Origin of the sequence: Selenomonas sp. F0473, assembly GCF_000315545.1 — a bacterium.
Classification (GTDB): domain Bacteria; phylum Bacillota; class Negativicutes; order Selenomonadales; family Selenomonadaceae; genus Centipeda.
Map to the genome: position 1 here is coordinate 1,096,934 of NZ_JH992902.1, position 20,745 is coordinate 1,117,678.

Below are 20,745 nucleotides of genomic sequence, written 5' to 3' on the forward strand. Positions count from 1 at the left end.
TCACCTCTTACCTTCCAACAACGCCCGTACTGTTGATCAGCCGATCCAGCATTTCGTCCATCGACGTGAGCATACGCGAGCACGCCCCGTAGCCCGTCTGGAATTTCAGCATGTTCGACAGTTCCTCGTTCCAGTTGACGCCCGAAGTAGACTGCCGCCACTGCGTGATCTGTGTGATGAGATCATCCTGCTGTTTGAGTTTCTTGTCTATCGTCTCTGCGTTGGCGCCGAGTCTGCTCATGACATCGTTGTAATACTGATTGATCGAATTTGTACTGACGGCGCGCTCGGATTGTGTCACGTTGGGCGGAAGCCCCGTGGTATAGAGCGTTGCCGCGACATTCATCGTGCTTGCCTGATCGATATTGAAGAGTTTGCTCAGCTCGACGGCCATCGTACCGTCGCCGGTACCGTTGATATTTGCTATATCGTACTCGTAAGTGATGATCCCCGTCCCCGGCGTCGGCATGACTTTCTTGCCCGACGCGTCGGCGATCTGGCGTGCCCCGATCAAATTCTGTCCGCCCGGCGCCGTGAGTTCATCGGCGACCTTCAGTTCGTTGATGATCTGCATGGACTTCATTTTTTTCGTATCGTCGGCAACTGCGGACGGCGTTACGGTCACTTTATGCTTTGTGGGCGTTGCCGGCGGCGGGGGCAGCTCCTCACGCAGGACGCTTGCTCCCTTGCGCTCCAGCCAGCGTTCGCCGGTCTGCTGGTTCACATTCCAAATATACTGCGCGCCGTTAAAGTGATTGTTCGTGGCTTTTTCGGTATACTCGTTCTGCCCGAAAAAATTCATCCAGGTCGTGGCCTTTGCGTCAATTCCCGCCCCAAGTTTATGTATATCGTTAAACGTCGTGAGGAGCGTTGCCGAAATGTCCGCAAGGTGGTCGATATAGCCCTTGTCCTGTACGATCGTATCTTGAAGCGCCTTCAGCACGCCGCTCTGCGGGACATAGCCGATCCCCCCCGCCTCCTTGATGCGGATGGTATAGTCGGTAATGCCGTACTCTTCGTTGTTGATCGGTTCGCTCATTTCGAGCGTCAGACGCCCTTCGCGATTGACGAGCGTCATGCCGTTCGAGACGACGGTATACATCCCGTTCGCCTCTTCCTGAACGCTAACGTTCGTGATCTCGGAGAGCTGATCGACGAGGAGATCCCGCTGGTCGCGGAGATCGTTGGCCATCGCTCCGCTGGTCTCGGCGTACATGATGTTCTTGTTGAGACGCGCGATCTGCTCCGTGATGGTGTTGACCTTCTGTACCTGGATTCGCATCTCGTCGTACTGCGCCGCGATCTGATCCTGAATCTGTTTCGCCCCCGTCTTAATGCGGTCGGCGAGGTTGTTGCCCTTTGTCAGTACCGCCGTGCGCGAGGCCGCGTCGCTCGCGTAGTTGGAGAGGTTCACCCACGAATCATAAAACTGTTTCATCGCATTGAGGATGCCGGTCTGTTTCGAATCGTTGAAGATCGACTCAACCTTATCGTAGTTCGTTTTGTTCGCCTTATAAAAGTTCTGTGCCGAAGTTTCCGACCAGAACTGCTTATCCGCATATACATTGCGCGCGCGTGTCAGCGACGTAGGGTCTACGCCGCCGCCGACGAGCACGTCCCCGTAGAGAGAAGGGCGCTCCTGATAGTTCGTCGCCGCCGAGTTAACGCTCTGACGCGAATAGCCGGGCGTCGCGGCATTGGTGATGTTGTGCCCCGTGGTATCCAGCGCGAGCTGATTGTTTTGAATGCCCTTGACCATCGTGTTGAGGCCGGCAAATGTTGACCGCATATTCCCTCATTCCTTCTATAAAATACGTCTGCGTCAATTCATACGTCTGTGTCAAATATTGCAATCTCGCGCCGCGCGCCCGTCCCCGGCCCTGCGATGGGCTGTGAGCGCCCGTAGGTGTCCTCGGCGGAAGTGCCGGAAACGACGTTGAGCTGATAATTGATAAAGTCCATACTCTGATCAAGCAGGCGGCCGCAGATCCGCACCGCTTCCTGCAGATCGCGCTGATGTGCCGCAACGGCACGTGCGGCGCGGTACGCGGCGAGGCGTTCGGCGAGGTTCGGCTCGGCCGCGATGACCGCGGCGATACTGCGCTGTCCCGCACGCGTAAGAAAGGCTGCCTGCGTCTTCTCCGCCGCGCGCAGAGCGGAAAGGCTGCGCTCGGCCTCGGCGGTCGCCGCCGTGATGCCGTCCTCCGGCATTCCGCGCTGCAGGGCGGCTTTGAGCGCGGCGAACCGGCGGAACGCCGCCTCGTATGCGCCGAGCTGCTCTTTGAGCAGAACGAGCGCTTCGCGGGTCTCATTTGTCATAGCCGTTCACGCCTTAAAATCAAAATTCTTGTTCAGGTGCCGCACCCGCTCGGCGCCGCCGCTCCCATATACGGGGTCGACAACCGCGCCGCCGATGCGTCCGAGCTGTCGGTTGACCGCCATAAGCGCCCCCTCGATGAGAAGGGAATTCGCCTCTGCAGCCTCCTTCGTCTCCTTGACGAGGGCGCCGAGACCGTGGCCGGCCGCAAGGACGGAACGATGCACGGCATCCGTCGGCGCGAGGAGCGCCAGTTCCTCCATCGTCGTCTCGGACGTCACGCCGGGCGTTGCTTCGGCGATCCGCGCGAGATGGGAGAGACGTTCTTTCTCAAGGCGTTCCACCGCACGGGCACAAGCATCCTCCTCCGCCGTGAGTTTCTCAAGCGCCGCCATATCAAGCGCGACGAGAATGCCCCGCTTCTTCTTTTGAAGCGTGCGGATCCGCTCGTATTCAGCCGTAAGCGCACGCAGCGTAGCAATGAACGCGTTCCACATGCGGGTTGCCTCTATCTCAGTAGCGCATCGCGAGCATCTTCGCCGCGATATCCTCGGATGCGGGCGCGTAAGTCCCCTCGTCCGCACGCGCCGAAAGCGGCGCCACACGGTCTTCGCGGACGTCGCCCATCGCCTGCAGCTTCTGCAGGATATCGCCGAAACTCTGCGCCTCGCCCGAGAGCTCGAGCGCATCCGGCTGCTGCACAGGGCTGACCGCATCCGCACGGCGCACACCTGCTGCCTGATTGCCGGCATAAAGTCTGCTCACCGCCGAGATTGCCTGATTGCCGATTAACATATTCTTCACCACCTATACTCCGCTCCGTCGTAAATGCCGGGAGCTCTTTCATTTTGTTTATCGAAAAAAAAAGACGCGCACTTAAGGAAAATCCCCGTGCGCATCCTCTATTTTTTTAATTTTTGCCGAGGGTCACATAGCCCTTGCGGCCGCTCTTATTGTCTCCGGTCGTCCGCATACCGGAGGCGGTCTTCTGCGCGATGTGCGTCTTCAGTTCCTCGCGTATCTGACTCTGGCACTTTTCACAGTACTGTCCCCGCTGAATGGGAGAACCGCATTTCTCACACGGATAATAGAGATCCGCCCCCGTGGAAACGAACCGCCCCTCGCGGATCATGCGGCGGATCACCGGCTCCTGTACGCCCGTCGCCTCGACGATCTCGGCAATCTGGCACTTTGGGTTATCGCGCACGAACGCAACGATCTCCTTTTCCCACTGTTCTTCCTTTTCGCGGCAATCCATACAGATGCGGGCGCCGTTGATTGAGACAAATACCTTCCCGCAGCTCGAGCAGTTCTTCATCTTTCCTGCCATCGACAAACGCTCCTCCCAAATCGCGGATCGGCATACCCTCATGATCCGAATCTATCTTCATGTAATAATACTACCGTATTTTACAACACTGCGGGAGAAAAATCAATACCTCAGCGCTTCCTTGCAAAGAGGCCGCCTTCGCGGGTGAGGATCCGGCAGCTGTTCAGCACGACGATGAGCGTCGCCGAGTTGTGGATTGCCGCCGCCGCGAGCGGACTGATGCGCCCGAGCGCGCCGAGGATCATCGCGGCCGAGTTGACGAGGATCGTCGCCTTGAAGTTCTGCCCCACAAGATGCATGGTGCGCTGACCGAGACGGAGGGCCTCGACGAGCCGCGTCGGGTCTTCGGAGTGAATCGTCACCGCCGAGGACTCCGCCGCGATATCCGTCTGCCGTCCGCCGAGCGAAACCCCGACATCCGCAAAGGCAAGCGCCGGCGCATCGTTGATGCCGTCGCCGACCATCATGACCGTGCCGCGCTGCTTGAGCGTATTCACATAGTGCGACTTATCCTCGGGGAGAATCTCCGCGTGATACGAGTCGACATCCATTTCGCGCGCCGCGTCCGCCGCGACCGCCTTCGCGTCGCCCGTCAGCATGACGATCTCGTCTACGCCGCAGCGGCGCAGCTGATTGAGCGTCTTCTTCATCTTCGGCCGGATCGGATCCTCGATGCCGATGATGCCGATGAGCCGCGTATCACGCGCAACGTACAGCAGGTTCTTCCGCGTCACGCCCGCGCCGAGACGCTCCGTATCCTCTATGCCGCTCTCGGCAAGGAACCGCTTGCTACCGACGCGGACGACGCCGCCCGTATAGCCCTCGAAATCAGGCACCTCGGCGCACATGCCGCGCGCCACGATCGTCTCGGACGAACGGTGCTGCGGCGCTTTCCAGCCCTTTGCCTCGACGTATTTTTGGATCGCAACGGCGAGCGGATGCACGGAGTGTTCCTCCGCGGACGCGGCGAGCAGGATCATCTCCTTCTCCGCGACGCCGCCGGCCGTGCGGATGAACGAGATCTCCGGCACGCCGATCGTGAGGGTCCCCGTCTTGTCGAAGACGACGGTATCCGTACGCGCGAGCGCTTCGATATAGTTGCCGCCCTTGACGAGAATGCCGCGTTTCGCCGCCGCCGCAATGGAAGCGGACATTGCGGTCGCCGTGGAGAGTTTCAGTCCGCAGGAAAAGTCGATGAAGAGCAGGTTCAGTACCCGCTGCCAGTCGCGCGTCGCGCCGTAGACGATCGCCGCGCCGAGGAACGACACGGGCACAAGATAGTTCGCCATCTGATCGGCAAAGTTCTGCACCGGCGCGCGGCGCGTCTGCGCCTCCTCGACAAGGTGTACGATATGTGCGAGCGAGGTGTCGCTGCCCACCTTCTCCACTGCGATCACAATCTCTCCGGCCTCGACCACGCTGCCCGCGTAGACGGGGGATCCCGCCTGTTTCATCGCGGGGCTGGATTCGCCCGTGATGGACGCCTGCGTTACGGCCGCGTCGCCGCGCAGGACGTGACCGTCGATGACAATTTTCTCCCCTGCGTGCGCCGCGATGATATTGCCGGGACGAATCTCCTCCACGGGCACCTTGCGCTCGACCTCGTTTTCGTCCGCGCCTTCAACGAGCCAGACGTAGCGCTGGTCGAGCGAGAGCAGCCCCGAGATCTGGGCGCGCGCCTTCTCAGCCGCATAGTTCGTCAGCATTTCCGCGCCGTTGCTGAGCACGAGGAGCATGAGGCTGGACTCGGGTCTTCCCGCAAGTACCGAGGCAATGACCGCCGTCGTCGTCAGCGTATCCGCATTCGGCTCATGATTGCGGACGAGTCCCTCGACGCCCGTCCTGATAAAGTTCCGCGAAATGGCAACGACGAGAAGGGCGCGCAGCACCTTCATTGACGCGAACATCTCCGGCGCGGTGCGCTTCAATATCTCCATCGCGGCGAAACTCGCGAGCGAAATGAGCGCGTCCCTGCGAAACTCTGCGAGCCGCTGCGCCGGCGTCACCGCAGCCTCTCGGGCTGCGCGCACCGCACGCGAGACGGCGGCAAGAACGCGTTCCGCGGGCAGGCGCCCCTCGTGCCAGAGGTTCACATGCCCGTCGCACACCTCCGCCGCCGCTACTGCGGGGAACCGGCGCAGGCGTGCCGCAAGGCGCGCCGCCTCTTCACGCGGGAGCACACATTTTGTGCGGATCCGCGTATGTTTGAGCGTCGTCATACCGTCCGCCATCCTCTCATGAGCGTCAGCCCCCACCAGAGCATTTGAAAGCCCGACGGCGAGATGCGCGCCGCACCCGGCAGCGCGGCGGGCGCGTTTGCCAGTACGAGTTGGCGGATACCGATGAGGAAAAAAATCCCCGCCGCAAGCGAGTTGAGATCGAGCGCCCCGCCCGTATGCGCCTGGATCCATCCGCTGAACGTATGGACCGAACTGCGGATGCTCTGTGCGAGCGTCCCGACATGCGGCGCCGCGTGCCCCTTGGAAAAGATCTTCTCCAGTTCCTCCGCAAGCACGAGGATATGCGCCTCATCCTCCGGATGATAGAGGAGCAATATGCTGCCGGAGTCTGCGTTCACCTCAACCGTACGCACAAAAGAGAGCGTGCCGACCCCCCCCGCAAGGAGCGCGGCCGTCTCCTCCGTCAGATAGGGGGTCCGATACCGCCGCCGCCCCGCCGAAGCGTGTACGCAGGAAAACGGCAGGAGTATCTCGCCCGTACGCGGCAGGCGTCCGCGGATCCGTTTTTCCCGTTTTCCGGCAGCGGGCCGGGCCGATCCGAAGACGGGCAGTTCCGTACGGCGCCCGCTCATATACTGCCGCAGATACTTTGCGAGCGATGCCCCCAGCATAAATCCTGAAATATATGACATTATACCCGTCTCCTCGCATGCCTTACGATATATTCCTCCGCGCGGCGCAGTTCCGCATTCGCGCGCAGCCGTTCCGGCAAATAGGTAATCAAAATGGATCCCGTATCCGTATTCGTCGTGACAGAATCGAGCTCCGCCAGCGCGCCGAGGCGCCGCTGCACCTCCGCTGCGAGCGTCGCGTTGCCGATCATCTGCCTGCTGTAAAGCCGCACCCGGCCGGGCATATAGGACGCAACCTCCGTGGAGCGCAGGAAGAGTTCCAGCGTCGACGCGGGAATCGCCGCCCGGACGGCTTCAAAAATTTCCAAGTCCGGCAGCCCCCTTTCCTTTTTAAAAAGGGCTGCGCGCTAACCGCGCGACAGCCCCTCCGTGAGAAAACCGAACCTTACTTATCCATCGCGGACTGCGCCGCGATCAGATCCTCGAGCTCCTCCTTCTGCCGCTGCAGTTCGGCAACCGACAGCTCCGCCTGACCGGACTCGAGCGCCGCAAGCTGCTGCGAACGTTCCTGCATGAAACGATAGCCAAAAATCCCCGCTACCGCGCCGACTGCAAGGCCAATCCAAAAATCCGTCTTCGAGAACATAACCGTTCCTCCTTTGCCACATCGCCCCTTTTGCTTGAGGGCGCCTTCGCTCCTTGGCGCCTTGACTCACCGCTGAGTGAACACCCCACCGCAATCCCTACGACAAATAAAGGCTGCCCGTCTTTGGCAGCCTTGAAGGATTCCCGTGAGACAGCGACGATTCCTGCGCCGTGAGGCAACCGGCAGCGCCGCGTCCCTCTCCGGAATCATCCTGTTTCATGTAGTATAAGGGAGAGCGTATGCCATGTCAATAGGTTTGATACAATTAGGAATAACTATCGGCATCAAATTCCGCATGAAAATATTTCTCTTTATTAACTAAATTACACTCGAAAGCATCCGTTTATGCATTTTCTTCATTTAATTATCATCAACATGCCATATGATGATTTCGACAATTCTCAAAGTCTTTGCTTTTGAAAGGCGATTCTGTTATGAAAATTCATCCGCGCCGGTTCGCACGTTTCCTCGCCGTATGTTTCGGCCTCTCCGCGCTCCTTTACCTGATCTTCCATCTGCCGGGCGGAGAGTCCGACGATCCGCCGACTTACAAAGCCGAGGTTCTGACGGCCGAAGAGACGGACGGCGTGCTCGCCGCCTTTGCGCCGAACAGCGTCCAATTCCACGTGACGGCTCGGCTGACGTCGGGGCCAAAAGAGGGTGCCGAGATCGATTTCCTGCATGCGACGGCGAACAATCCCGCATTCGATATCTACCCCAAAGAAGGTGAAAATATCATCGTCCGCGAGGAGGGCGAGAACTACGCCATCGTTGATTACGATCGCTTGCCGGGAGTGCTCTGGCTGCTCGTCGGTTTCGGCGCGCTTCTTGTCCTTTTCGGCGGACGTACGGGCGTCAAGGCGCTCTTCGTGCTCCTCTTTGCCGTTTTGCTCATAGCGAAGGGATTGATCTCCTTCATTCTCTTTTCCCCATCGCATATTCTGTTTTGGACCTTTCTCATCGGTTCCGTCATCACGCTCGCTACGCAGATCATCATCGGCGGCTGCAACAGGAAATCGGCGGGCGCCGTCATCGGGACCATCGGCGGCATTTTAGTCGCCGGCATTCTCGCGCTCGTCGCGATTCACGGCACCTATCTTACGGGTATTGACGAGGAGCAGGCGACCATGCTCAAAGTCCTCTATCTCCAAGACGTCGACTTCCGCGAGCTTCTTTTCTCCGGTATTATCCTCGGCGCGCTCGGCGCCGTCATGGATGTCGCCGTCTCCATCGCCTCGGCGCAATATGAGATGAAACGGCTCGCGCCGCAGACGAAGTTCCGCGCGCTCGTCTCCTCCGGCCTGAGCGTTGGACGCGATGTCATGGGCACAATGGCAAACACGCTGATTCTCGCTTACATCGGCGGCGCACTCCCCCTCATCCTGCTGATCTCCGCACAGCCGAACATCGATCTCGTCCACGTCATGAATCTCAACATGATCGCCGCGGAGATCGTACGCTCCCTCATCGGCAGCATCGGACTGCTGTGCGCCATCCCCATCACCGCCTATGCCACGGCATTCCTCATGACCGCAGGGCCGCGCAGGAGGCATACAAAGGAACAAAAAGCCTCCCGCAAAAACCTAGATACCCCCTCGGCCGGAAAAACTACACAACCGGATCTATAAAGTCCGGGGACGATCCCCATCGGCTGTCAAATACGGCGACCCGTGCCATGCAGCATGATACAGTGTCTCATGCTGCATTTTCAGCTTGACAAGATCCTCATCTGTCTTTATGCTGAAACCAAACACGTTGCTGACAGCTTCTCTGGTTATGGGGAATTGGACCCCGACGGCCTTGAAGACCTCGGCAACTTCTTTTTTATTGGCATAAAAGCGTATTCTTCGCGTTGATGTTATCCCCAATACCATGTATGGCGCACATCCCCGTCACGGTCATCTTTACCATAAGCGGATGTTACGATGTTGGCATTGAACGCCCCATCTGTGCTGTCAAGCTCCACCGGCACAGCAACATTGACACCGTCATTGTCCTTTAGCGTCAACGCCGCAATAAGACGCCCTTGTACCGTCTGTGACTTAAAGATAATCCCCGGATCGGTCATCGCACGCGGAAGCTGTCTTAAAGTATCTTTGCTCATATTCGGATGATCTTTGAGAATCCGCCGAAGCTTAGATACTTTTGGCAAATCCTTTGCGCCTACAAGCTGCAAGGCGAGCGGCGTGCGCATAATCGTAACGAACGAATCCCCATCAAGTTCGTTACGGAAAACTTTCTTTGATGGATCGCTACGTGCATAACACGGATAAAATGCAGACGGGCATCGCTGAAAAAACGGTCAAGTGCGAAGAAACGTATGGGCGCTGACATCCATGATGTCAAAAATGATGTCAAAACTAAAAAACGAACAAAAAAGCTCCCGAGGGAAATCCCCCGGGAGTCTTATTTTTTAATGGCAGAGAGGGTGGGATTCGAACCCACGGTGGCTCATCACCACACTTGATTTCGAGTCAAGCACCTTCGACCACTCGGACACCTCTCCATCGCGTCACAGCGACATGTCGCATTATAGCACAGGCGCGAACGCATTGGCAAGGAATTTTTTGCCGTCTCAGACCGCGTCGAGCGCCGTGCTGACGTCCGCGATGAGGTCGTCGATGTGCTCGATGCCGACGGAAAGACGCACAGTCCCGGCGCTGATGCCGGACGCGGCGAGTTCCTGTGCGCTCATCTGCGCGTGCGTCGTGGTTGCGGGGTGGATGACGAGAGACTTCACATCCGCCACGTTGGCAAGGATGGAGAAGAGCTCGAGTTTGTTGATGAAACGGTAGGCTTCCTCCCGGCCGCCCTTCACGTCAAAGGTAAAGATGGAGATACCGCCCTGCGGGAAATACCGCTCGTAAAGGACGTGATCCGGATGCGAGGGCAGCGCGGGGTGGTTGACCTTCGTGACCTTCGGATGGTTCTTGAGAAAATCGACGAGTTTCAGCGCGTTCGCCGTGTGGCGCTCAACACGCAGGGAGAGGGTCTCCAGTCCCTGAATGAATTGAAACGCGTGGAACGGAGCGATCGCGGCGCCCGTGTCGCGCAGGATAAGCGCGCGGATATAGACGATGAAGGCGACGGAGCCGAGGGCGTCCGCAAAGCTGAGGCCATGATAACTCGCGTTCGGTTCGACCAAATGCGGAAAGCGCCCCGACGCTTTCCAATCGAATTTCCCGCCGTCGACGATAACGCCGCCGAGCGCCGCGCCGTGCCCGCCGATGAATTTCGTCGCCGAGTGTACGACGATGTCCGCGCCGTGTTCGATGGGGCGTAGGAGATAGGGTGTCGCAAAGGTGTTGTCGATGACGACGGGGATGCCGCGGCGGTGTGCGATCTCAGCGATTGCCTCAATGTCCACAAGGTCGGCGTTCGGATTGCCAACGGTCTCGAGATAGACGCATTTCGTATTCGGTCGGATGGCTGCCTCATATGCTGCCGAACCGCCCTTCGGATCGACAAAGGTGACGTCGACGCCCCATTCCTTGACCGTATGTTTCAGCAAGTTGAACGAACCGCCGTAGATCGTCTGCTGCGAGACGATGTGATCGCCCGCATGTGCGAGCGCCTGCACAGCCGCAGTGACTGCCGCCGCCCCCGATGCGAAGGCAAGCGCCGCCGCGCCGCCCTCGAGCGCCGCGATACGTTTCTCAAACACATCCTGCGTGGGGTTCATGAGACGCCCGTAGATGTTGCCCGGGTCGCGCAAGGCAAAGCGATCTGCGGCATGCTGCGCATCGCGGAACACATAGGAGGTCGTCTGATAGATGGGAACGGCCCGCGCGTCCGTCGCCGGATCCGGCCGTTCCTGTCCGACGCGAACCTGGAGGGTCTCAAAGCGGTACTTCTTATCACTCATGAGGGGGTGCCCCTTTCCTCTGCAAAACCTATCTCATACTTAACAGATATGTTAGATTATATGTATATCGTAAGATATTGTCAAGGGACAACACGATAAAAATAGATTTTGATATGTTGCTGAACGTATGACGATGATCGTTATGGGCCATCCCGCTTGATGTGCGTTTATATTATAGCGCCCGCCCAAACGAGCGGCATGCCGTCAAATCCCGGATGGCTTCGCCTGGAAATCGATATACGAAACTATATCTTTTTCAGGATATCAAAATAAAAAGTGTTCTCTATTTAATAATTACTATTGACAAATAGTAACCATACGCCTATAATGATATCTGTAAATAGTCAATCGGCAGATATGAACGTATCTGCATATGTTTTATGAAAAGGAGATTCTATCATGAATAAGAAGCTTACAAAATCCGTCAACGCCTATATTGCCAATGTCGGCCTCGGCTACATCAAGCTGCACAACCTCCACTGGAACGTGGTCGGCTCGCAGTTCAAGGCCGTCCACGAGTACCTCGAGTCCCTGTACGACTCGTTCGCCGACGTGCTCGACGAAAGCGCCGAGATCCTGAAGATGTGCGGCGAACAGCCGGTCGCAAGCCTAAAGGAGTACCTTGCGCTTGCAACGATCAGCGAGCTGCCCGATAAGTCTATCGATCAGAAGAAGGCGCTCCAGATCGCACTCTCGGACCTCGAGACGCTCCGCGACCAGGCCGCTGCCGTCCGTACCCTCGCGAACAAGGACGATGTGTTCGGCATTGCGAACCTCATGGAGGATCACATCGAGAACTACGCGAAGCAGATCTGGTTCCTCCGCTCGATGCTTGCGTAATCGACAGCAACGATAAAAGAGCCGTACCTACGTTTTTCGTAGGTACGGCTCTTTTATATGTGTTCCTTTTATATATTCTTGCTATCGTCCGCTGCGCGCGGCCTCGCGCAGATCTCTAACGCGTTCCTTGAGCTGTACTTTGTCGAGGACGGCGCGCATGGCGTCGCAGGCGAGCGCCTCCGCTCTGCCGTTCATGGAGTATTCGTCGCGGAATATGCGCGTCGCGCGGCGGTCGACGAGTTCGTCCTTACGTCGGTCATAGACGAGCAGGCGCACGCTCGCGCGACTCACAAGATAGTCGTCACAGTAGAAATCCCGGCTGCGGTAAATTTCCTCGTCGTAGTATTCGAGAATAGGGAGTACGGCGAGATCGGCATCCGTGACATCTGCCGTCATGCGGAGAATCGCGGGATAATCGGGCGCGCCCCGGGGCGTCTTCTTCATCTCGAACGCCGCATCGTAAGCGGCGAAGAGGTCGTGCTCGTCCACGTCATGCAGCCAGCCCATGAGGCCTCCGAACGGCATGCGCAGCGCATCGGCGACCATGTCGTCGAGTTCGTCAATCGTCGCTTGATCGATGTCCCATACATTTTCCGTGACGAGGGAGAGGCGCGCGACCTGCGGAGCGGATGCCGCGTCGGTCGGGGCGGCGCAAAGGAACGAGAGGAGCGCGCATAGGACGGCGGCGAGATAAAAACGGCGGTTCATGGGAAGGGTCCTTTCCGCACAGGGGAAGCGTAGTACGAAGGCGGTAATATATTGGTTCCGCCTGGCATTTGCCTTGCGAAAAAAGCAGGGCTTATGCGCGGCTCATAGTATCTTTCTCGCCGCTTCGCAAACGACGCGGCAGTACAGTATCGTAATATAGTTCATTCCGCCGCACAGTTTAAGAGTTACTCCTAGCGAAGCATTCGACGTAATGACAACGCTGTGCGCAAAGATCGCGCTCGAAATCGAAATATAAGCGACGCGGAAGATTTGATGCATAACGAGGAATGAGGAGAGCACGAGGGCAGGCGTAGTAAAAAGCTACGTCAACCGAAGTGAAGGGCGATATGACAAAGTTAGGCGTAAATATCCCGCGTCACGCCTAATGGATGGCTTTCTTCTTGAACCTCCCCCCGACTATATCATGCACCGCGTTAATCGTGACAAACGCACGCTCGTCCTTGTCGAGGACGATTTCCTTCAGCTTGTCGAGTTCGAGGCGCGTGACGACGCAGTAGAGCACTTCCTTTGCCTCGCCCGTATAGCCGCCCGTGCCGTGCAGCAGCGTCACGCCGCGCCCGAGGCGTTCGTTGAGTGCGGCCGTCATTTCCTCATGCTCGTTCGTGACGATCATGACGGCGTATGATTCATCCAATCCTTTGAGCACGACGTCGATCATCTTTGAGATGACAAAATACGCAAAGAGCGAGTACATCGCCTTATCCCAGCCGTAAAGCAGGCCCGCGGAGCTGAGGATAAAGAGGTTGATGAACATGACGACTTCGCCGACGGAAAACTGCGTCCGCGCGTCGAGGATGATGGCGACGATCTCCGTCCCGTCGAACGAGCCGCCCGTACGCATGACGATGCCGACGCCGAGCCCCGTCACCACGCCGCCGAAGATCGCGGCGAGGAACGGATCGTTCGTCACCGGCGACACGGCGTGCAGAACGGCCGTCCATACGGAGAGCATGACGATCGCGAAGACGGTCGAGAGCGCGAAATTTTTGCCGATATGCCGATACCCCATATAGATGAACGGGATATTGTAAATAACGAGGAATGTGCCGAGGCTCATCCCCGTGATGCTCTGCGACATAATCGAAAGTCCGACCACGCCGCCGTCGATGACGTTGTTCGGAATGAGGAAGAGTTCGAGGCCCGCCGCCGTGACGAGTGCGCCGACGATAAGCATGAGTATTTTCTTCGCATAAAACAGGGGGCCGTGCTTCGGTTTCCCCGCCGATGTCGTATTTTGTGCAGTCATAAATCCTCCCGATCGCATCATTTTCACATCCTATTATAGAGGAAAGGAAAAGTACTGACAAGAGCGCTCTGATGAAAACGGGTTTCTTGACTTTGCACTTTCCCCGATATATCATAGCCGTATGAGGGGATTATTAATATCATCGCAAAATCATCGTAGAGGAGGGGATACTATATGATCTATACCGTTACGTTCAACCCGTCGATCGACTATATCGTACGGTTGAAACGCTTCACGCCGGGCGAAATCAACCGGGTGAACTACGAGCAGATCCTGCCGGGGGGCAAGGGCATCAACGTCTCCATCGTGCTGAAAAATCTCGGTCACGAGAGCACGGCGCTGGGCTTCACCGCGGGATTCACGGGGACGGCGATGCGGCAGATGCTCGCATCGTTCGGCGTCACGGAAGACTTCGTACCGCTGAGCGAAGGATTCTCGCGCATCAACGTCAAGATCAAGGCGGAGCGCGAGACCGAAATCAACGGGCAGGGTCCCGTCATCACGGAGGATGCGCAGCGCGCGCTCTTCGATAAACTCGACCGCCTTACGCGCGGCGATATCCTCGTCCTGGCGGGATCGATACCGAACACGCTGCCGGACGACATATACGAACGCATCATGGCGCAGTTGGAGGGTCGCGGCATTCTCATCGCGGCGGATGCGACGAAAAATCTCCTGCGCCGCGTATTGAAGTACCGGCCCTTCCTCATCAAGCCGAACAATCACGAGCTCGGCGAGATGTTCGGCGTTGAACTGAAAACGGACGACGAGATCGTCGCCCACGCGAAAAAGCTCCAAGAAGAAGGCGCGCGGAACGTCCTCGTCTCGATGGCGGGCGACGGCGCAATCCTCCTCACGGATACGGGCGTATTCTATCGCGCGCTCGCGCCGAAGGGAACGCTCGTCAACTCCGTCGGCGCGGGCGACTCCATGGTCGCGGGCTTTCTCGCCGGCTACATCGAGTCGGACGGCAGCTATGAATGCGCCTTCCACATGGGCGTTGCGACGGGCTCCGCGTCAGCGTTCTCGGAAAATCTCGCGACGCGGGATGAGGCATTAGCACTGCTCAAGACGATTAGCATGTGACGCGGGATTTTCGCGCATAGCTGTGTCACTGCGAAAAATACTGCGCTCGACGTAGCTCTTTAACTACGACTTCGCTTGTATTTTTCTTGTTCCTTGCTCTGCATCGAAACTTCCGCGTCACTCAGTTTTCGGCATGACGGAGACGTGCTGCGGGATTTTCGCGCCTCGCGTTAAAGAAGTTTCGTTTTCGTTGCCGCTTGGCATTTGCCCCCTCGAAAAAGCAGGGCTTAAAAATCGCTGCGGCAAACGCCGCGCGGCACGCATTATGCGGTACGGATGCCCTAAGCCGCCAATCAAGAATATTTAAGGAGGGAACACCCCTTGACCATCAACGACTTACTAAAACCCGAGAGCATCGCCCTCGGCATCACGCCGCCCGCCTCAAAGGAGGCGGCCATCCGCCTGCTCGCGGACTACATGGAAAAAGGCGGCAATCTGAGCGATAAAGACCAATACGTCAAAGACGTGCTCGCGCGCGAGGAGAGCGGTACGACGGGGCTCGGCGACGGCATCGCGACGCCCCACGCCAAGAGTGCGGGCGTGCGCGCGGCGGGACTTGCCGCGATGACCGTCCCGGACGGCATGGACTTTGCCGCGATGGACGGCAATCCGAGCCGCCTGTTCTTTATGATCGCGGCGCCCGATGCGGCGAACGACGAGCATCTCGCGATCCTCTCGAAGCTCGCGACCATGATCATGGATCCGGACTTCAAAGAAGCGCTCATCGCGGCAAAGACCGTCGAAGCGTTCCGCAAACTCATCGACGATAAGGAGAACGACCGGTTCGTCGCGCCTTCTGCCACAGAGGAGCCCGCAGACGCCGCGCCCAAAGCCGACCACATCCAGATCCTCGCCGTCACCGCCTGCCCGACGGGCATCGCGCACACCTTCATGGCGGCGGAGAGCATCGAACAGCACGCGAAAAAGCGCGGACTCACCGTCAAGGTCGAGACGAACGGCTCGGCGGGCGTGAAGAACGTCCTCACGGACGAAGAGATCGCGGCCGCCGACGGCATCATCGTCGCGGCGGACAAGCAGGTCGCCATGTCCCGGTTCAACGGGCGGCGCGTCGTCATCACGAAGGTCGCGGACGGCATCAACAAGGCGGACGAGCTCATCGACCGCGCGCTCTCCGGGAACGCGCCCGTCTATCACGCCTCCGGTGCGGACGAGACCGAGGGCGCGGACAATGTCGAGGATGAGAGCCTCGCGCGCCAGATCTACAAACACCTCATGAACGGTGTCTCGCACATGCTCCCCTTCGTCGTCGGCGGCGGTATTCTCATCGCGCTCGCCTTCCTCTTCGACGATTACAACAGCGCCAACCCCGCCAATTTTGGATCAAACACGCCGCTCGCGAAGTTCTTTAAGGATGTCGGCGGCGCGTCGTTCGGTTTTATGCTCCCCGTCCTCGCGGGCTTCATCGGCATGTCGATCGCCGACCGCCCGGGACTTGCCGTCGGCTTCGTCGGCGGCGCGCTCGCGGGCTCGACGGGCACAGGCTTCCTCGGCGCCCTGCTCGCGGGCTTTGTCAGCGGCTATACGGTGAACCTGCTCAAAAAGGTCTTCGCCTCGCTCCCGGCATCCCTCGACGGCATCAAGCCCATCCTGCTCTATCCGTTCTTCGGCATCCTCATCATGGGGTTCATCTCGCTCTTCATTATCGCCCCGCCGGTCTCCGCGATCAATCAGTGGCTGATTGCGACCCTCGGCGGCATGGATCCCTCGGCGCGCGTCTTGATGGGGGCTGTGGTCGGCGGCATGATGGCGATCGATATGGGCGGTCCCATCAACAAGGCGGCATACGTCACGGGCACGGGGCTCCTCGCCTCGGGCGAATTCCACGTCATGGCGGCGGTCATGGCGGGCGGCATGGTTCCCCCGCTTGCGATCGCGCTCTGCACAACGTTCTTTAAGAACCGCTTCACCGAGAGCCAGCGCAAGGCGGGGCTCACGAACTACGTCATGGGGCTGTCCTTCATCACGGAGGGCGCGATCCCCTTCGCAGCGGCCGATCCCGTACGCGTCATCCCCTCGATGGTCGTGGGTTCGGCTCTCGCGGGCGCGCTCACGATGGTCTTTGACTGCACGCTGCGCGCGCCGCACGGCGGCATCTTCGTCGTGCCGACCATCGGCAACCCGCTCATGTACCTCCTGAGCATCGCCGTCGGCGCCGTTGTGGGAGCGCTTCTTCTTGCCCTGCTGAAGAAAAAGATCGAAGCGTAGTTAAACGTTTCGAAGGATCATACAAAAACGACCATGACACACATTTGCGGTGTCATGGTCGTTTTTATTGCAAGTCTTTCAGTGTTTCTCCGCGCGGAACTCCTCCCCGCTCCACGCCCGGATACCGTCTCGGCTCGGCAGGACGGCGGGGTCGAACATTGGATTTTTCCCTGCGGCTTTTTGCGCGAGATAGTCCCGCAGCGCGATGCGTGCATATGGGGCGAGCCGCAGGACGGCGTAGAGGTTCGTCAGGCAGATCATCGCCATGAAGAGATCGGCGAGGTTCCACACGAGCCTGAGCGCCGCGATGCAGCCGAAGAACACCATCGCGACGACGGCGAGCCGATAGAAGAAGAGCGTCGTTTTCGTATTTTTTCCAAAGAAATGGATGTTGATCTCGCCGTAGTAATAATTCCCAACCACGGAACTAAAGGCAAAGAGGAAGATGAGCACGGCGAGCAGCGCCGACGCGCCGACGCCAAAGACGCTCGCGAGCGAGTCCTGCGCGAGCGCGATGCCCGTCACGCTGTCGTCGCCGATGCGGTACTGCCCTGTGAGCAGCACGATGAACGCGGTCGCAGAGCAGACGACCCATGTGTCTACATAGACGCCGAACGCCTGCACGAGTCCCTGCTTTGCAGGATGCGTGACATTCGCCGTCGCTGCTGCGTTCGGGATCGAGCCTTCACCCGCCTCGTTGGAGAAGAGCCCGCGCCGGATGCCCGTCAGGATGACCGTCCCGATACCGCCGCCGACCGCCGCCTGCGGGCTGAACGCGTCGTGCAGGATGAGCGCGAACATTCCCGGCACCGCATCGATGTGCATGATGACAATGACAAGCGCGATGAGGAGGTAAAGCCCCGCCATGAATGGCACAAGCAGGGTCGTAAAGCGCGCGATGCGGTGGATCCCGCCGAAGATGACCGCCGCCGAGAGCACCGCGAGGATGCCGCCCATGACCCATGTGTCGATGCCGAACGCCTTCTCCATCGAGAGCGCGATCGTATTCGCCTGCACGGAGACGTAGATGAGACCGAACGTCGCCGAGATCAGTACGGCAAACAGCTTTGCAACAGCCGGCTGTCCGAGTGCATTTTGAATGTAATATGCCGGTCCCCCGTGGAACAGCCCATGCCCGCGCGGGATTTTATAAATCTGCGCGAGCGTGCTCTCCACGAATCCCGTCGCCGTTCCGATGAACGCGATGACCCACATCCAGAACACCGCGCCCGGACCGCCCGTCACGATCGCGATCGCGACGCCCGCGATGTTGCCGACACCGACGCGAGAGGCGGTGCTGACGCAAAACGCCTGGAACGACGAGATCGCCTTGCGTCCGCTCGGGCGACGCCCCAGATCGCCCGCGAGCAGGCGCGCCATCTCTGGCAGTGCGCGCAGCTGAACGACGCCCGTCGAGAGCGTGAACCACAGGCCCGAGCCGACGAGCACGACGATGATGATATACGTCCAGAGGAACTCGTTGACGGCGCCGACGGCGGCATTGAGGAAATCCATACAATCATCCTTTCTAGAACAACGGACTCCATCTTAAAGGAAAGATATGCCGTTTGTCAAATCGGAGCCCCGGGCACCGTGCCGTACCGCCGCTCGTTCATAGAGATTTATTGCCCGCATTCTTTACTTCTCTTAAAAAAGAGTGTAGAATATTATCAGCTATAACACTCAGGGATAAAAGGCGGGGTATTTATGATGCTGAAAAAAACCAAGATCATATGCACGCAGGGGCCGTCGACCGATCCGGACGGGATTGTGGACGCGCTCATCGAAAACGGAATGAACTGCGCGCGCTTTAACTTCTCCCACGGCACGCACGAGGAGCACCTCGTACGCATCAAGAAGGTGCGCGCGGCGGCGGAGCGGTCGGGCAAGGTCATTTCGCTCATCCTCGATACCAAGGGCCCGGAGATGCGCCTCGGCGAGTTTGCCGCGGGGAAGGTGCAGCTCGAAAAGGGCAATAAATTCACGCTGACCTACGACGATATCCCCGGCGACGAGACGCACGTCAGCGTCAACCACAAGAAACTCTATGAAGAGGTCAAACCCGGCGACACGCTGCTCCTCTCGGACGGCCTCGTCGGCCTCGTCGTGGACGAGGTGCGCGGCAAGGACATCGTGACGACGATTCAGAACAGCGGACCGATGTCCACGCGCAAACGCGTCGCGGCGCCCGGCATCGAACTGAGCCTGCCCGCGATCTCCGAGCAGGACGAGCGCGATATCGTCTTCGGCATCGAAAACGATATGGACTTCGTCGCGGCGTCGTTCATCCAGCGCCCGGCGGACGTCGAGGAGATCCGCAGTCTCATTGAAAAGCACGGCGGGCATATGGAGATCATCCCGAAGATCGAGAACCTCGCCGGCGTCAATAATTTCGACGCGATCCTCGCCGTCTCGGACGGCATCATGGTCGCGCGCGGCGACCTCGGCGTCGAGGTGCCGGCGGAGGACGTCCCCGTCATTCAGAAAGAGATCATCCGCAAGTGCAATGCCGTCGGCAAGCCCGTCATCGTCGCGACGCAGATGCTCGAGTCCATGACGACGAACCCGCGCCCGACGCGCGCGGAGGTCTCGGACGTCGGCAACGCCATCTTTGACGGCGCGGACGCCATTATGCTCTCGGGCGAGACGGCAAGCGGCGATTACCCCGTCGAAGCGGTCAAAACGATGAGTACGATCGCTCTGCGTATGGAGGAGTCGCTCGAATACGACATGCTCATCCGCGCGCGCAGCATCCGCGAGCGCGCCTCGGTCACGGACGCCGTCTCTCACGCGACCGTACAGCTCGCCTACGAGACGAGCGCGGCGGCGATCCTGACGCCGACGCAGTCCGGCTATACGACGCGCGTCGTTTCAAAGTACCGCCCGAAGGCGACGATCGTCGCCTACGCGCCGAACCACACGGTCGCGCGCCACATTAACCTGCGCTGGGGCGTTTACACGATGCTTGGCCGCAAGTGGTCGAGCGTCGAGGAGATGATCGAGTCCTGCACGCGCAGCGCGCTGGCGCACGGCTATGTCGCACAGGGCGACAAGGTCGTTTTGGTCGCGGGCATGACTTACAACGAGGCCGGATCGGTCGCCGTCCGCGTCATGACCATTCACTGATCGCGCGGGAAACGGAGGAGCCGCTTGAAGGAACCGTCGGGCGGCTTCTTTTTTAGACGATAAGGGAAGAATCCCATACCGCACACGAAAAGCAAGCGCAGCGGAAACTTGAATGCGCCGCGAGAAATAAGGAGAATATCTATGGAAGTCATTCGCAGCAACGATGCTCCCGCCGCTCTCGGTCCGTACAGCCAAGCGATGCGCGTCGGCAGTCTTATCTATACCTCGGGACAGATCGGCATCGACCCTGCCGCGGGCAAGATCACGGCGTCCACGATCGGCGCGCAGGCGGAGCAGGTCTGCAAAAATCTCGGCGCCGTGCTCGCGGCCGCCGGCACCGACCTCACGCGCGTCGTCAAGACGACGTGCTTTCTCGCGCATATGACGGACTTCGCCGCGTTCAACGACGTCTATGCGCGCTACTTTACGAGTAAGCCCGCACGCTCCTGCGTCGCGGTCAAGGATCTGCCCGCAGGCGCGCTCTGCGAGATCGAAGTCGTCGCCGAGGTGTAAATACGAAAC

General features: G+C 59.0%; 20 protein-coding genes and 1 tRNA gene. 6 read left to right on the forward strand and 15 right to left on the reverse strand.

Annotation, left to right across the window (positions count from 1 at the left end; translation table 11 throughout):
* Window positions 1-7: 7 nt before the first annotated feature.
* From flgK to HMPREF9161_RS05080, 9 genes are all read right to left on the reverse strand, one after another.
* Window positions 8-1,789 carry a flagellar hook-associated protein FlgK gene (gene flgK, locus HMPREF9161_RS05040; RefSeq protein WP_009728608.1) on the reverse strand — a complete coding sequence of 594 codons (1,782 nt, stop codon included), beginning with the start codon at window positions 1,787-1,789 and terminating at the stop codon, window positions 8-10.
* A gap of 38 nt (window positions 1,790-1,827) precedes the next feature.
* On the reverse strand, window positions 1,828-2,319 hold the full coding sequence (gene flgN / locus HMPREF9161_RS05045) for a flagellar export chaperone FlgN (protein WP_009728609.1): 492 nt from the start codon (window positions 2,317-2,319) through the stop codon (window positions 1,828-1,830).
* 6 nt (window positions 2,320-2,325) lie between these two features.
* A complete protein-coding gene (locus tag HMPREF9161_RS05050; protein WP_009728610.1) occupies window positions 2,326-2,814 on the reverse strand; it encodes a flagellar protein FlgN in 489 nt (162 codons plus the stop codon).
* 16 nt (window positions 2,815-2,830) lie between these two features.
* Window positions 2,831-3,112 carry a flagellar biosynthesis anti-sigma factor FlgM gene (locus tag HMPREF9161_RS05055; RefSeq protein WP_009728611.1) on the reverse strand — a complete coding sequence of 94 codons (282 nt, stop codon included), beginning with the start codon at window positions 3,110-3,112 and terminating at the stop codon, window positions 2,831-2,833.
* Between the two features lie 115 nt (window positions 3,113-3,227).
* Window positions 3,228-3,647, reverse strand: coding sequence for a hypothetical protein (locus HMPREF9161_RS05060; RefSeq protein ID WP_009728612.1), 420 nt, complete (start codon window positions 3,645-3,647; stop codon window positions 3,228-3,230).
* A 110-nt stretch (window positions 3,648-3,757) separates the two neighbouring features.
* Complete coding sequence (locus HMPREF9161_RS05065; protein WP_009728613.1) at window positions 3,758-5,866, reverse strand: heavy metal translocating P-type ATPase; 2,109 nt, start codon at window positions 5,864-5,866, stop codon at window positions 3,758-3,760.
* Window positions 5,863-6,519 carry an HMA2 domain-containing protein gene (locus HMPREF9161_RS05070; RefSeq protein WP_009728614.1) on the reverse strand — a complete coding sequence of 219 codons (657 nt, stop codon included), beginning with the start codon at window positions 6,517-6,519 and terminating at the stop codon, window positions 5,863-5,865. The genes HMPREF9161_RS05065 and HMPREF9161_RS05070 overlap by 4 nt, the downstream gene beginning before the upstream one ends.
* The gene (locus HMPREF9161_RS05075) at window positions 6,519-6,827 is read right to left on the reverse strand and encodes an HMA2 domain-containing protein (protein WP_009728615.1); all 309 of its coding nucleotides are present in this window, start codon (window positions 6,825-6,827) and stop codon (window positions 6,519-6,521) included. Before HMPREF9161_RS05075 ends, HMPREF9161_RS05070 begins: the two co-directional genes overlap by 1 nt.
* A 77-nt stretch (window positions 6,828-6,904) precedes the next feature.
* Entirely contained in the window at window positions 6,905-7,105 is a 201-nt protein-coding gene (locus HMPREF9161_RS05080; protein WP_009728616.1) for a hypothetical protein, read from the reverse strand.
* A 434-nt stretch (window positions 7,106-7,539) separates the two neighbouring features.
* Here HMPREF9161_RS05080 and HMPREF9161_RS05085 point away from each other — a divergent pair, with 434 nt between their 5' ends.
* A complete protein-coding gene (locus tag HMPREF9161_RS05085) occupies window positions 7,540-8,733 on the forward strand; it encodes a YibE/F family protein (RefSeq protein ID WP_009728617.1) in 1,194 nt (397 codons plus the stop codon).
* 230 nt (window positions 8,734-8,963) lie between these two features.
* On the opposite strand, the gene HMPREF9161_RS05090 is transcribed toward HMPREF9161_RS05085, so the two are convergent.
* The 3 genes from HMPREF9161_RS05090 to HMPREF9161_RS05100 form a co-directional block, all read right to left on the reverse strand.
* Window positions 8,964-9,299, reverse strand: coding sequence for a hypothetical protein (locus tag HMPREF9161_RS05090; protein ID WP_009728618.1), 336 nt, complete (start codon window positions 9,297-9,299; stop codon window positions 8,964-8,966).
* 223 nt (window positions 9,300-9,522) lie between these two features.
* A tRNA-Ser gene (locus HMPREF9161_RS05095) sits at window positions 9,523-9,611 on the reverse strand.
* Between the two features lie 69 nt (window positions 9,612-9,680).
* The gene (locus tag HMPREF9161_RS05100; protein ID WP_009728619.1) at window positions 9,681-10,970 is read right to left on the reverse strand and encodes an O-acetylhomoserine aminocarboxypropyltransferase/cysteine synthase family protein; all 1,290 of its coding nucleotides are present in this window, start codon (window positions 10,968-10,970) and stop codon (window positions 9,681-9,683) included.
* A 399-nt stretch (window positions 10,971-11,369) separates the two neighbouring features.
* Between HMPREF9161_RS05100 and HMPREF9161_RS05105 the strand changes: the two genes are divergently transcribed.
* The gene (locus tag HMPREF9161_RS05105) at window positions 11,370-11,810 is read left to right on the forward strand and encodes a DNA starvation/stationary phase protection protein (protein WP_009728620.1); all 441 of its coding nucleotides are present in this window, start codon (window positions 11,370-11,372) and stop codon (window positions 11,808-11,810) included.
* 81 nt (window positions 11,811-11,891) lie between these two features.
* Here HMPREF9161_RS05105 and HMPREF9161_RS05110 read toward each other — a convergent pair whose 3' ends face one another.
* Window positions 11,892-12,518 carry a hypothetical protein gene (locus HMPREF9161_RS05110; protein WP_009728621.1) on the reverse strand — a complete coding sequence of 209 codons (627 nt, stop codon included), beginning with the start codon at window positions 12,516-12,518 and terminating at the stop codon, window positions 11,892-11,894.
* Between the two features lie 382 nt (window positions 12,519-12,900).
* On the reverse strand, window positions 12,901-13,785 hold the full coding sequence (locus tag HMPREF9161_RS05115; RefSeq protein WP_009728622.1) for a YitT family protein: 885 nt from the start codon (window positions 13,783-13,785) through the stop codon (window positions 12,901-12,903).
* A 174-nt stretch (window positions 13,786-13,959) separates the two neighbouring features.
* Here HMPREF9161_RS05115 and pfkB point away from each other — a divergent pair, with 174 nt between their 5' ends.
* Both pfkB and HMPREF9161_RS05125 read left to right on the forward strand, forming a co-directional pair.
* A complete protein-coding gene (gene pfkB / locus HMPREF9161_RS05120; RefSeq protein WP_009728623.1) occupies window positions 13,960-14,871 on the forward strand; it encodes a 1-phosphofructokinase in 912 nt (303 codons plus the stop codon).
* A gap of 321 nt (window positions 14,872-15,192) precedes the next feature.
* Window positions 15,193-17,097 (forward strand): fructose-specific PTS transporter subunit EIIC, encoded by a 1,905-nt coding sequence (locus HMPREF9161_RS05125; protein ID WP_009728624.1) that lies wholly within the window; start codon window positions 15,193-15,195, stop codon window positions 17,095-17,097.
* 78 nt (window positions 17,098-17,175) lie between these two features.
* Here the strand turns inward: HMPREF9161_RS05125 and HMPREF9161_RS05130 are convergent, their stop codons facing one another.
* Entirely contained in the window at window positions 17,176-18,612 is a 1,437-nt protein-coding gene (locus HMPREF9161_RS05130) for a sodium:alanine symporter family protein (protein ID WP_009728625.1), read from the reverse strand.
* Between the two features lie 195 nt (window positions 18,613-18,807).
* Between HMPREF9161_RS05130 and pyk the strand changes: the two genes are divergently transcribed.
* Both pyk and HMPREF9161_RS05140 read left to right on the forward strand, forming a co-directional pair.
* Window positions 18,808-20,223, forward strand: a complete 1,416-nt coding sequence (pyk, locus tag HMPREF9161_RS05135; RefSeq protein ID WP_037348805.1) for a pyruvate kinase — start codon at window positions 18,808-18,810, stop codon at window positions 20,221-20,223.
* Window positions 20,224-20,364: 141 nt separating this feature from the next.
* Window positions 20,365-20,736 carry a RidA family protein gene (locus HMPREF9161_RS05140; protein WP_009728627.1) on the forward strand — a complete coding sequence of 124 codons (372 nt, stop codon included), beginning with the start codon at window positions 20,365-20,367 and terminating at the stop codon, window positions 20,734-20,736.
* Window positions 20,737-20,745: the final 9 nt, after the last annotated feature.